At 37.2% G+C, this 12,129-nt stretch carries 11 protein-coding genes; 10 read left to right on the top strand and 1 reads right to left on the bottom strand.

Translation table 11 applies throughout. From position 1 onward, the window contains the following. Positions 1 to 377: 377 nt before the first annotated feature. From L2737_RS21760 to L2737_RS21715, 10 genes are all read left to right on the top strand, one after another. Positions 378 to 752, top strand: coding sequence for a hypothetical protein (locus L2737_RS21760; RefSeq protein ID WP_248957080.1), 375 nt, complete (start codon positions 378 to 380; stop codon positions 750 to 752). A gap of 629 nt (positions 753 to 1,381) precedes the next feature. Then, positions 1,382 to 2,320 carry a replication initiation protein RepM gene (repM, locus tag L2737_RS21755; RefSeq protein ID WP_248957079.1) on the top strand — a complete coding sequence of 313 codons (939 nt, stop codon included), beginning with the start codon at positions 1,382 to 1,384 and terminating at the stop codon, positions 2,318 to 2,320. A gap of 339 nt (positions 2,321 to 2,659) precedes the next feature. Further along, positions 2,660 to 2,914, top strand: coding sequence for a hypothetical protein (locus tag L2737_RS21750; RefSeq protein ID WP_248957078.1), 255 nt, complete (start codon positions 2,660 to 2,662; stop codon positions 2,912 to 2,914). 36 nt (positions 2,915 to 2,950) lie between these two features. Then, complete coding sequence (locus tag L2737_RS21745) at positions 2,951 to 3,229, top strand: helix-turn-helix domain-containing protein (protein WP_248957077.1); 279 nt, start codon at positions 2,951 to 2,953, stop codon at positions 3,227 to 3,229. Between the two features lie 3 nt (positions 3,230 to 3,232). Next, on the top strand, positions 3,233 to 4,258 hold the full coding sequence (locus tag L2737_RS21740) for a reverse transcriptase family protein (RefSeq protein ID WP_248957076.1): 1,026 nt from the start codon (positions 3,233 to 3,235) through the stop codon (positions 4,256 to 4,258). A gap of 200 nt (positions 4,259 to 4,458) precedes the next feature. Then, positions 4,459 to 4,728 (top strand): hypothetical protein, encoded by a 270-nt coding sequence (locus tag L2737_RS21735; RefSeq protein ID WP_248957075.1) that lies wholly within the window; start codon positions 4,459 to 4,461, stop codon positions 4,726 to 4,728. Positions 4,729 to 5,437: 709 nt separating this feature from the next. After that, on the top strand, positions 5,438 to 5,878 hold the full coding sequence (locus tag L2737_RS21730) for a YbaN family protein (RefSeq protein ID WP_218690638.1): 441 nt from the start codon (positions 5,438 to 5,440) through the stop codon (positions 5,876 to 5,878). A 236-nt stretch (positions 5,879 to 6,114) separates the two neighbouring features. Continuing rightward, positions 6,115 to 8,601 carry a TonB-dependent hemoglobin/transferrin/lactoferrin family receptor gene (locus L2737_RS21725; RefSeq protein ID WP_248957074.1) on the top strand — a complete coding sequence of 829 codons (2,487 nt, stop codon included), beginning with the start codon at positions 6,115 to 6,117 and terminating at the stop codon, positions 8,599 to 8,601. Between the two features lie 142 nt (positions 8,602 to 8,743). After that, positions 8,744 to 9,322 (top strand): biliverdin-producing heme oxygenase, encoded by a 579-nt coding sequence (locus L2737_RS21720; protein ID WP_045456012.1) that lies wholly within the window; start codon positions 8,744 to 8,746, stop codon positions 9,320 to 9,322. Between the two features lie 320 nt (positions 9,323 to 9,642). Next, positions 9,643 to 10,857 (top strand): IS256 family transposase, encoded by a 1,215-nt coding sequence (locus L2737_RS21715; RefSeq protein WP_248957073.1) that lies wholly within the window; start codon positions 9,643 to 9,645, stop codon positions 10,855 to 10,857. Between the two features lie 37 nt (positions 10,858 to 10,894). On the opposite strand, the gene L2737_RS21710 is transcribed toward L2737_RS21715, so the two are convergent. After that, positions 10,895 to 11,824, bottom strand: a complete 930-nt coding sequence (locus tag L2737_RS21710) for a replication initiation protein (RefSeq protein ID WP_248957072.1) — start codon at positions 11,822 to 11,824, stop codon at positions 10,895 to 10,897. Positions 11,825 to 12,129 lie beyond the last annotated feature (305 nt).

The raw sequence follows: 12,129 nt of genomic DNA, 5'->3' as shown, positions 1-12,129 counted from the left end.
AACTAACGATTTACTACCCTTTTGCTAACGATTTGCTAACGATTTGCTAACTTTCAATCAATCATACAGCAATTGCTCATAAATTGCTCATATCTAGCTAACGATTTACTAACGTAACGCTCTTATAAGCCTTTTTAGCTAAAAAGGCTTACGACAGGTAGAAAATAACCGATTTTTCTACCTGCTTTTTGGTCATTAAATTATCCAATTTAATGACTACACCTTACGCACCCTCTCGGGATGAAAAAAATCGTCTTAAATCAGCTTCTTACCTGATTTAAGACTTTTTTATCTGCATGCAAGGTGCAAACAAAATGAATTTAAGCAACTGATTTTTATGATATATTACTGTCTACAATTTGCAAACAAGGATAATTATGTACACCCCTACCGTATCATTTAGATTAAAATCTGAAGTCTACTTAAAACTAGAAGCAATAGCAGCAAAGGAAGGGCAATCTCCTGGTGTCTACTTAAAGAAAAAATTGGAATCAGATACTAATAGTTTCCTTGAAGATCTTAAGTTTATGAAAGGAGATATTAGTGAGATTCTGCACTTATTGCAGTCGGATGATAAAGGATCAAAATCGGTAGAGAACACATCAAATCAGAATGATATGGTCAAGGCTTTGATGCCGATAGTGCTAGAATCGTTATTGATATTAAGGGAGGTGGCAGCACCTAATAAGGTCTCCAATTCTCAAAGATTAGTCGATAAAGCAGGAATAAAAGCATACAATAGTTTGGATTAAAAAATAAAATTTTGTATTGCCCTAGTATCAACTGATTCTAGGGCTTTTTTTGAGAAACAATTCAGTGATAAGAGGTTGATCCTTGGTGGCACAGTAATAAAAACTACTGAGATTCTAATAATCTTCCGAAGATTTTAGTTGATATGAACAATCATGGAACTGGGTAAGCTCATAAAGGTCGTCTAAGGGGGTTGGAAAAATTTTACCTAGCAACTATACCAAACGATACTTAGAACCTTATAGGGAGCTTAATAGGATGCTTTTATCCCTATTTAACTAAAGCTTTGAGCTTTCTTTTTAAATTATTTGAAATTACTGATATTGAATTCATTGCTATCTTTACTAGCCTTTTCTTTTGTCACTCTAATTATTAATAACCAAAAAGGTTTTTAATGTTTTTAAATACTTTTAAAAGCTTTTACATCCTCTGAAACGCTTTTCATAAAAGGGTTTCGCCTTCTATAAAGCAACGTTTTACGACCCATAAAGCAACGTTTTACGACCCATAAAGCAACGTTTTACGACCCATAAAGCAACGTTTTACGACCCATAAAGCAACTTATTTTTTGAGTTGTTGCTTTAATAGCATTGTTGGATTATAGTTGTTAAAAATGGGTTGGAATATGGAAATGTCTAAACAATTAGTTACTAAGGATAATTCCTTGATTGGTGCGAGTTATAGCTTAGGAGTAGTTGAACAACGCTTAATATTTTTAGCCATTATCGAGGCAAGGGAACAAAAAACATTAATAGAAGCAGGTGGATTATTGCGAATTTATGCGCAAAGCTACGCTAAACAATTTAATGTGGAAAAGCATACATCGTATGAAGCTATGAAAAGGGCAGTAGAAGGATTGTATGAGGCAGGTTTTGCTTATAGTAAGGTGGATGAACGTTCGGGAAAGATAGGTAATTATAAAAGCCGTTGGGTGGATAAGATCGGCTATATTGACGACTTAGGCTGTGTCGAATTAGTATTTGCAAGTGATGTAATTCCTTTGATTACCAGGCTTGAAGCACGTTACACAGAATATGAGTTGAAGCAGGTCGTAGGATTGCAGAGTGAGTACGCAATAAGGCTGTATGAGTTGATAATTCAATGGAGGTCAGTAGGTACAACCAGTCAGATATCGCTTGTAGAATTGCGCGAAAAGCTAGGATTGGTGGACGAATACCAACGGATAGAAGCCTTCAAAAGACGGGTTTTAGATCTGGCGATAACTCAAATAAATGAACATACTGATATTACTTCTGAATATGAACAACACAAACAAGGCCGCGTCATTACAGGATTTACATTCAAGTTTAAAGTGAAAAAAAATAAAGAAAAAACTGGTACTAAAATTTCTAATAATGAAAATAGGACTACTATTGAAGGACTTAACGATAAGCAACTAGGACGTATTGCTCGTAACCCTAGCTTTATGGCAGATTACAATCATTTAGTAAGCTCTACCAGTCCAGCAGGTCAAGATCCCAAAGCGTGGGAATTTGAGATGATTAATCGCCTCAAAAAAGATGCTTCACAGTTTAAGAAACGTCCAGTTAGAGAATATCTTGAATACTAGAGTTTAATAGGCGGATCTAAAACTTGACTCAGAGTAATGTTTTGTAGTAACCTAACAACTCAGAATAGACGATCCGTCTAGATGCGTTTTAGAAGATATCATTTATTAATTGAACCTTGTAACTGGCTGATTTTAGCCGCTATTTTTATAGCTGCAACACCCGAAGACCTCGACCTCTGTACTACCTCGTTTGGCCTTACGCAACTTGTCATTCGTTTAGTATTTCGACTGAGGCTTCGCCACAGTATAAGGCTTGTGGCGTTCTAATGTTATTTCTCTCGGGTTCGATTGTGTTGTCGACTGGTACAATCCGTGCCGTCAGAAAGCGTCGTAAATAATATGAATGATATAAAACTTTTAGAACAGTTGCGGGCTCAGCTTGCTGAGATCCAAACAACTACGCATGATACATTAGAACCCAGTGTTACTCGTAAAATTGAAGAAGCAATAGAGAATCTTGATTTAGTAATAGAGAACTCAGCTTCCAAAGAAGCAGACTATAAGGCCATAGGTTTAAAAACGCTCGGTGATTTACTTATTTACTTCCCCAGTATTATTGAGCTTATTCAGCTTTTTAGAAAGTTTCTAGAGTAGTACAGCAAGCCTTACCACTCTTATAAGGTTGAAAATATGAAAATCGGCAGTGTTATAAAAAAATGTCGAAAATTGAGAAATATGACGCAGTTACAAGTAAGTGCTTTAGCAGATGTTTCTGAATCATACTTATCATTAATAGAGAAAGACAAACGCCAACCAACCCTATCCAATCTAGAGTCAATTGCTGATGCTTTACAGATACCAGTAAGTATCCTCGTATTTTTAGCGGCTAAGCAAGAATCCATCTCGGAAATTACAGACACGCAAATTGAATCTCTAACCAAAACAATTTATTCGATGATTGAAGCTTAAACAATGGGCTTTCACCCTCGACCGCAGGTTACACCAATTGCAAATATTAGTTCACTTGCTAAGCTATTAGAAGTTACAGTGGAAGATCTAGAATATATTCTGGCTAATAAAGATAGATATTGGTGTCCAGGGAAAAAAATAACCAAGCCTAATGGTGAAGTCCGACATACCCATAATGCAAAACCTAGACTAAAAGCCATTCATCAAAGAATCCTAGATAAGTTACTTAAAAAAGTTTTTTACCCCATCTATATGCAGGGTGGAGTCGCTGATCTCTTAAACCCTCGCAGTTGTAGGACTCATGCTGCTTTCCATTGCAACAAATCTATTGTCATATCAGAAGATATAAAGAGCTTTTTTCCTAACTGTGACTACAAAAATATTCGTAGTATCTGGCAAGGGTTCTTTTGTATGGCACCTGAAATTGCTGAAATCCTTACACAACTAACAACGTATCAAAACGAGCTACCACAAGGATGGAAGACTAGTGGATACCTTGCACAGTTAATCTTCTATGATATAGAGCCAAAACTAGTTGAAGACTTGGACCGCCAACAAGTTGCTTACAGCAGATATATTGACGATATAACCATCTCTAGCTCACGGCCATTAACTGACCAACAAAAAACAGATATTATCTCCAAGATATACTCAATGGTTTTCCATAAAGCTCATCATCCAAACCGTAAGAAACAAACAATTTTTTCTCCTTCTGTTAACGGTGTAGGAAAAACAGTAACTGGCCTAACTGTTAATTCAAAAAAACCTACAATCAACAACGACAAAAGAAAGAAGCTCCGCTCTGATATACACAAGCTCTCTCTACGCTTTCATACTGAGAAGAATCTATCTAGTTACGATAAAGACTGGCGTAGCATTACTTCTAAGGTGGGTCATATCAAGACCTCTCACCCTAGGCAATGGAAAAAATTCAGACAAGAAATGAATACTATAAAACCAACGTTCAAGCGTAAGAGAAAAACTAACAATAAGAAGGCGGCTTTTAAAGGAACGATTGATGGGAAATAATAGGTTTTATGGGAGTAAGCATGGTTCCCTAGTGAGGACTTGAACGCTAAGCTGTGGGCGAATGGTATCAACGCTTTAACTCGCTGAAATAGCCACAGTGTACTTCATGGTGTACTTACCATACATATTCTATTCGTGATCGGTGCGCTATGACGCTACTATCTCACAGTACAACCATATTTAAGGATAGGTGTTTTAACATGGGTAAAAAGACAGATGTATTAGATCCTCTAGGTTTAGCATCCTCCGTAGCCTTTGCTTATGTTATTTTATTCGTAGCTTTGATGTTAGTTTTCGATAAGATAATAACTAGGGATGGAGTTGTATTACCTGCGATTTTTATTTTTTTAGTTGTCTCCATCGTTAAATATATTTTTTTCAAAAGAGATAATAATGTCCCACAATGGTTAGTAGTTGGCTCTTTTCTTATATCAACTATCACTGCTATCGGTATGACCGTAATATTCTAAATTAGAAGAATATACGGTGCGATAAAGCAGTCCATTTAAATCCTACTGTATTCTCATAGTTACAGTAGGATAGCTTATATCAGGGCCATTTAAGCTATGCTGAAAAAACTGTAGAACCCGTTCTGGTAAATTAAAGACTTAATAGAGCGTTTATCATCACTAAGATAACCAGGACTCATAGTGCCGCTTTTATGACTGAAACCGTCAAAAACTAGCAGATGACAACGACAACGACAAAGTAGCTAGGCAGCTCAGGCTGAATGAGACTTCTTAAATGAGGAAGGAGGAAGCGAAGCAGTATTACGCCCCGAGGCAACATAGTGGCTATGCTAGGAGTAGGATTCAATAGCGTTTAAGCTATAGAACGCTAAGAAAAATGTGGTTTGACTTTCATTATCAGACTGCGTAAATACTCCCCCCTAAGTCAAGTTCTACAGGATTGATAGTGTAGGTCTGTAATATAAGTATCTATTAGTTCACATAAAAAAATACCGCCCTACTTTTATCAAAAATATTCAATATAAATCGTAAAACATTCATTCATTGGAATGATTGCGGTAGTAACACATCATAATTTTGATAATTGAATGATTATCATTTACAATGACCTATAAAAGACTATCTGCTAATACAGTTTAGTCTCTAATAAAAATATTCGCAGTTCGCTAAATAACTGGCTGCTACTTTTTAACTATCGAGCTACTTTCTTATGAACAATGTGCAACCTTCACCAAATGCATCGAATTTACAAAAAAAAGTAATGCTCAACCAAATCCATCATAACCGTATAATACGCATATTATTTATGGTTTTAGGCAGTATTTTTTTCTCCATAGGTTTAATTGGTATTCTTCTTCCCGTACTCCCTACCACTCCTTTCATTTTACTAACGGCAGCGTGCTGGGCTAAAGGGTCTGATAAATTCAATCAGTGGCTTCTCAAACATAAAGTGTTCGGTGAAATGGTAAAGAATTGGCAGCAGCATCGAGCTATTCCTCGTAAGGCAAAATATTTGGCTTGGTCAATGATGGCTATGTCATGCGGTATGTTGTTTTACCGATTTTCTGATAGTTTGCAGTGGCTTGCTTGGGTTACATGCGCAATATGCATCACTGTTGCTGTGTGGATGTCTCGATTGCCAGACGCTTAATTTTTCCTACTATTGCAAGACGTTTTCCTGACTCCTTGCTAAGCCTTTGCAAAAAGTAAAATACTCTAAGATCATATATTTTCCTATTTGTTAATGATTATCGTTTACAATGTAATCATATTGTTTTATTATATGAAGAAACTATCAGCAATGTTATTAACAATTAATATTATTTCCTTTGACGACGAGGCTGATATGAAGAAAATTGTGCTTATTTTTACTATAGGAAATTTGGAATGCACGAGGATTCAACTTATAAGAAGTCGATATATATACCTAGTCTTAAAGGTAAGTCTAAAACCCTATTAAGTATTCTTGTTGGAACTTTGATGTATCAATCAGCCATTGCGGATACTCAGCACCAAGAAGAAAACTTACCGATGTTACATATGGACACGATAACTGTTTATGCTAATAAGCAGCCCCCTATAAATGTAGGGGACGACCTTAAAACGGCCAAGACGATATCAGACAACCTAATTGACAGTGATAAAGATTTAGTCCGTTATAACCCTGATATAAGTGTGGCAGATGCAGGAAGATATGGTAGCAATGGCTACGCCATCAGAGGGGTAGATGGCAATAGGGTAGCTTTAAACTTAGATGGCGTTAGCTTGCCAGATAAGCAAGTCAATGAAATATTTTCAGCTTATGGATATATGTTTGAGGGTCGATTTTCACCCGATGTAGAGCTTCTGTCAGAGGTGGAGTTTGAAGTCGGGGCGGACTCTTTTAATTCTGGTAGTGGTGCAATGGGAGGGTCTGTTAGTTTCAAGACCAAAGACCCAGAAGATTTAATAAGACCTGATCGTCAACTTGGTGGTTATGTCAAAACAGGTTATAGCAATAGCAATGAAGAATTTAGTAACGCTTTTGGTTTGGCAGGGAAGAACGATAAGGTTGAGGCAATAATTAATTATGTGCATCGTGAAGGACATGAAACAAAAAATCACCGAATGTTAGATTTCGATAAAAACAAACTAGATTCTGCCTATGATTTTATCAATGATCCAGACTATAAATATCCCTCTACAGGGTACAGATCTAATACAGCAGCAATATTACCTGACCCATTAAGTTATACAACAGAGGCAACGTTAGCAAAGTTATACCTTCATTTGAACGAAGAAAACCGATTAGGTTTTCATGCCACTAAACAAAAAACGGATAGAGTATCCAATAACTTTACCAGAAAGACTTTTGCTTCAAGAATTGGTAAGGATACTGCAGAATTAGAAAGTTATGGCATCAGTCATAGATACCTACCTATTACTAGTGAGTTCATAGATGAGGTCAATACCACTTTAACTCAGCAAAAAATTACAGGAGTAGCTAATACAGAAACTTATAGCCAAGTATGGGGATCTGACTCTTATAGGGTAGATGGAGTGAAGCATCGGCCTCAAGAGGACAAAACCATACAACTAAGTATAGAGGCAACAAGCTTACCGTTAGAAACTGAGAAGCTAGGCTCTCATACTTTGTCAGTTAATACAAAATATGCAAAGACGGACCATAGATTGACCTTAGAAGAAACTTATATTCCTTCTTCAGGCAACCCCAGTTCTTGGTACGATTTTATTGGGCCCTCAGTGAAGCAAGATATCTTCAATGTGGCCATTCAAGACAAAATAAATTTAACGGAAAAGCTCGATACGACGATTGGGCTTCGGTATGACAATTACAACTACAAACCTTATATGGATGAAATCAATAAAAAAGGCGTCGAGAAGGCGAGTAAATATTATCCGGTACGTATTGATTATGAGAATGGCGAGTTTGATCACAATAAGAAAATGGACAATATAGGTGGAATGTTTTCCATAAACTACAAACTTAGCCCATATTTACAGACCCAGTATCAGCTATCTACAGGATTCATGGCACCCGCTACCAGCCAAATGTATTCAGCATTTGAGATGATGGGAAACAGTTTGACGCCCAATGTTCATCTTAAGCCTGAGAAATCTATTAATCATGAGCTAAGCTTGTCTGGCCAGTTTCAAGATTTAAGTTTTACAGCTATAGGTTTCTATACTAAATATAGGGACTTTATCAGTTTGTTGAATTCTCAAGAGGAACAACAACGATGCTATGAAGATTATTCGACCGGCCAACCGGTTTGTTCACCCCATTCTATAAATATACTCAGCGCCCAAAATATTGGTGACGCAGAGACTTATGGATTGCGTTTAGGAGGCGTATGGGATGTTGGACAGCTTGCTGACCTAGAAGGAGATATTCGAGTACTTGCTAATTTAAATTATGCCAAAGATAAAACTGATAAAGGAACTAACTTACTTGCGACTCAGCCTTTGAATGTCACATTCGGGTTAGGTTATGAAGCCCCTAAAAAGGATTGGCAACTGTCTGCGAATCTAAGGTATTTGGGCAGAAAACATGCTGATGACGCAAAAGTAGCTACCTTAGAATCAAATGGTTATAACATACCTTATGAAAATGTCATTGCTCCTTATAAGCACATTGATAAGTCTAAATCGGCTTATGTATATGATGTTTATGGCAGTAAAAGACTAGGTTCTAATTTAAAACTATCAGCAGGGGTATTTAATTTATTTGATGCTAAATATGTTCCGTGGGATAACTTGCGTTCGTTAGCAGAATTAAACGTCAACTCTATGGTAGATAAAAAAGGGGTTGGCATTGAAAGATTTACAGCACCAGGAAGAAATTACAAAGTAGGGTTAACCTACGAATTTTAGCCCATATGTCTTGGATAAAATACATAAAAAACTATCAATAAAAACCCAAAAATATTTTGGCGTGCGCTCAATCTAAAAAAAGCTAACTAAATAGGATGAAATGGGAGAGCGCCCCTTAAATTAATAAATATAGGAAACAGTGATGAACTTACCTCTTAGTGAAGCATTAAAAAAGCACTCCCGCCAAACACATGATAGTGTTGACATGCTCGTTTTATCTATGGAACCATTTGCCTCTATAGAAAATTACAGTAAATTTTTACAAGCACAAAATGCTTTTCACGAAGTTTTGAAACCTATCTATGAGAATCCCAGCTTAAACCTTAAGATTAAGGGACTTAATAGTCTATCACGCTTAGAACAAGTAGCCATGGACATGCAAGACCTTCACGTTAAGACTATGTTAGTCGATGAGGCTATACCTAGTCCAAGTGAGTTTGAATCTATTGGTTGGCTTTATTGCTCTGAAGGTTCAAATTTAGGCGCCGCAATTTTATATAAAGAAGCTCAAAAAATTGAACTTACAAGTAATCATGGTGCAAAACACCTATCTGCACATAAAGATGGCAGAATGGTGCATTGGCGTAAATTTAAAGAGCAATTAGATGGCTTAGAATTGACACTAACACAACGCCAACAAGCATTAAAAGGAGCTGAAGATGCCTTTGCATTTTTTAAAAGGGTCATTCGACAAGTAAATTATGCTGAAGAAACGGTGTAACGGTCATATTGAATGGTTGCTGACATACATGGTCATCAATGTAATTCGAACGCGCCTTAAAGCAGACGTTCGGTTTTTTAATGCCATATTGAGTAATCACTGAGCTATGCTGAGGAAACCGTATAAATAAACTTAGTAAACTAACGACTCGATGAGGAGTTTGCCATGACTAAGAAAAAGCAAAGCTATAGTACGGAAGTTAAAGTATAGGTCAATCCTGGGGCGGTGTATAGACAATATCGCCTTGACTGTTTTTGAGCGTCGGGGAGTTTCCTAAAAACTGTGTAACTGCTTATAATCCATTAACCGGAGAATAAGCAATGACTACTCAATCTGACATTAAAAAACTGGCCGAGCAAATGGCTGGTAGCATGAACAGCTTCGATGACATCAAAGATTTTCAAAAGCAGCTCATGCAATCCTTTATTGATACTGCCTTAGAAGCTGAGATGGAAGACCATCTCGGCTACCCTAAGCATGAAAAGGCGGATAAACCTAATAAGCGTAACGGGCACACTAAAAAGACTGTCCGAAGTGACACAGGCGATCTTGAAATCTCTACCCCAAGAGACCGTCATGGTGACTTTGAACCTACACTCGTGCGCAAGCATCAAACCCGTATTAGTGGCCTTGATGACAAGATCATCTTCCTTTACGCCAAGGGTCAAACCACCACCGAGATTGTAGAGAGCATTAAAGAGCTCTACGATGTCGACATCTCAAGCTCTCTTGTCTCAAGAGTCACCGATAACATATTAGAGGACATCACCGCTTGGCAGAACAGGCCATTGAATAGTGTTTATCCTATCGTCTATTTGGACTGCATCGTCGTGAAGATACGTCAAGACAAGCAGATCATCAACAAGGCTATCTATCTGGCGCTAGGTGTTGCTCTTAACGGTAAAAAAGAGCTGCTTGGTATGTGGCTCTCAGAGAATGAAGGCGCTAAGTTCTGGCTAGGTGTTCTTACCGAGCTTCAAAACCGTGGCGTACAAGACATCTTAATCGCTTGTGTTGACGGTCTAAAGGGCTTCCCTGATGCCATTAACACCGTCTATCCAAAGGCACAGGTTCAGCTGTGTATCGTACACATGGTGCGCTATTCAATGAAGTTTGTGCCGTGGACGGATAAAAAGGCCGTAGCGGCTGATTTAAAGGCCATTTACGGCGCTGATACCCTTGAGATGGCAGAGGCCAATCTTGAGCACTTTGATGAGACTTGGGGCAAAGATTACCCGCACGTGGTCAAGTCTTGGCGCAATAACTGGGAGGGCTTAACGGTGTTCTTTGAGTATCCGAAAGACATCAGAAAAGTGATTTATACCACCAATGCGATAGAGTCGCTAAACAGTGTGATTCGGACGGCAGTGAATAAGCGTAAGGTGTTCCCATCTGATCAGGCAGCATTCAAAGTGGTGTACTTAGCCACCCAGCAGGCGTCTAAAAAGTGGTCGATGCCAATCCGTAACTGGACGTCTGCTCTGAATCGTTTTATGATTATGTTTGATGACCGTATCAGTAAGCATTTAATCTAAAGGGCAGTTACACAGAATATGGGATGGGCTCAAAATATTAGTGTTTAACCTTTGGCAGATAGCTCTCTAACCCTTTATTGGGCTTGTTAAAGCTTTCAGGCTCTCGCTGTATAATATTTATCATTTCGCGCTTAAATGCCTCATTTTGCATTTTGCCGTCATAACTTAGGCCTGGATGATTATTATAGTCATTCATAAACTGCACGTTATCAACAATAGACTGTATGGTAGCTTGTGACAGAGTGCCATCTTCACTGGTTAGTTTGTCTAATGTTTTCCGATGGAATTTGAGCGTTAATCCCTCGTAACCTTTACCTCTACTCTTTTTTTTATATTCCACACTAACTTTATAATTTGTACTTTCGTTAATCTCTTCTAATGCTTTATCAATCACATATTTCCGAAGTTCACTAAATTGCTTGTACTTGCCTTTTATACCCATGACATATTTAAAATCTTCAAGTTCATACGCCTTACTGTATTGATACTGTCCAATCCAACATACTATTAATTCATATAAGCGTATTGAGTGTATGCTTGATAGCTCACTGATCTCTAACAACTTATATTTAGTAAAATTTGCTTTCAATTGTGTCAAATACGGCAATATATCCTCTGCAAAAGTTAGCGTAATTTTGCCTGTATTTGGGCTAAATAGAGCACTACTAACAAAGCGAGTACGCAATACTTCATTGTCCGGCAGTGCGATACTAACTTCCCTTTCAAACAAGCGGTTACTAGCTTGCTCAATATCACGGTAGATATTTTTTGCGTTGCTATCACGATAAAAAAGCTTTTTTATTTCGTCAGCAGTAATAGTAAATTTAGTTTGTTTACTGATATTTGGGGCATCAGGTCGGCTATCAATTTGGCTAATACAAGTTAGTAAAAGCTCTTTTTCTTTTGTTGTCATCGTATAAGTAGCAAGAACTAAATCATTTGACTGTACTACTAAGTTACTTTCCATTTTATATTCCACTATTTCTACGTTTACTGTAATTTCACATGACATAAACTATCATAAAAATAGTAAAATAAATAGCTATCTTTAAATCACTCTTTTTTTGGCTCATTTACTCTTTTTTTGGCTCATTTACTCTTTTTTTGTTATGCAACATATTGATTATAAAGAAGAAAAAAAGCTCTTAAACAGGAGTAAACAGGAGTAAACAGGAGTAAATAAAACCCTTCAAAGAAACGGTTGATAAAAAATTCTGTGGATAAGTAAAAAAAGCATCACTTAAACGAAATATTGTACTTAAGTGATATCTC

Source organism: Shewanella electrodiphila (assembly GCF_023283985.1).
In the GTDB taxonomy this organism is placed as follows: domain Bacteria; phylum Pseudomonadota; class Gammaproteobacteria; order Enterobacterales; family Shewanellaceae; genus Shewanella; species Shewanella electrodiphila.
Note: the sequence above shows the minus strand (reverse complement) of the source record. Positions and strands in the feature narration are given on the sequence as shown.

What these genes read in the sequence shown, in the direction of transcription:
- L2737_RS21760 (WP_248957080.1), top strand. Translation starts at nt 378, where the DNA reads ATGTACACCCCTACCGTATCATTTAGATTAAAATCTGAAGTCTACTTA.
- repM (WP_248957079.1), top strand. Translation starts at nt 1,382, where the DNA reads ATGTCTAAACAATTAGTTACTAAGGATAATTCCTTGATTGGTGCGAGT.
- L2737_RS21750 (WP_248957078.1), top strand. Translation starts at nt 2,660, where the DNA reads ATGAATGATATAAAACTTTTAGAACAGTTGCGGGCTCAGCTTGCTGAG.
- L2737_RS21745 (WP_248957077.1), top strand. Translation starts at nt 2,951, where the DNA reads ATGAAAATCGGCAGTGTTATAAAAAAATGTCGAAAATTGAGAAATATG.
- L2737_RS21740 (WP_248957076.1), top strand. Translation starts at nt 3,233, where the DNA reads ATGGGCTTTCACCCTCGACCGCAGGTTACACCAATTGCAAATATTAGT.
- L2737_RS21735 (WP_248957075.1), top strand. Translation starts at nt 4,459, where the DNA reads ATGGGTAAAAAGACAGATGTATTAGATCCTCTAGGTTTAGCATCCTCC.
- L2737_RS21730 (WP_218690638.1), top strand. Translation starts at nt 5,438, where the DNA reads ATGAACAATGTGCAACCTTCACCAAATGCATCGAATTTACAAAAAAAA.
- L2737_RS21725 (WP_248957074.1), top strand. Translation starts at nt 6,115, where the DNA reads ATGCACGAGGATTCAACTTATAAGAAGTCGATATATATACCTAGTCTT.
- L2737_RS21720 (WP_045456012.1), top strand. Translation starts at nt 8,744, where the DNA reads ATGAACTTACCTCTTAGTGAAGCATTAAAAAAGCACTCCCGCCAAACA.
- L2737_RS21715 (WP_248957073.1), top strand. Translation starts at nt 9,643, where the DNA reads ATGACTACTCAATCTGACATTAAAAAACTGGCCGAGCAAATGGCTGGT.
- L2737_RS21710 (WP_248957072.1), bottom strand. Translation starts at nt 11,824, where the DNA reads ATGGAAAGTAACTTAGTAGTACAGTCAAATGATTTAGTTCTTGCTACT.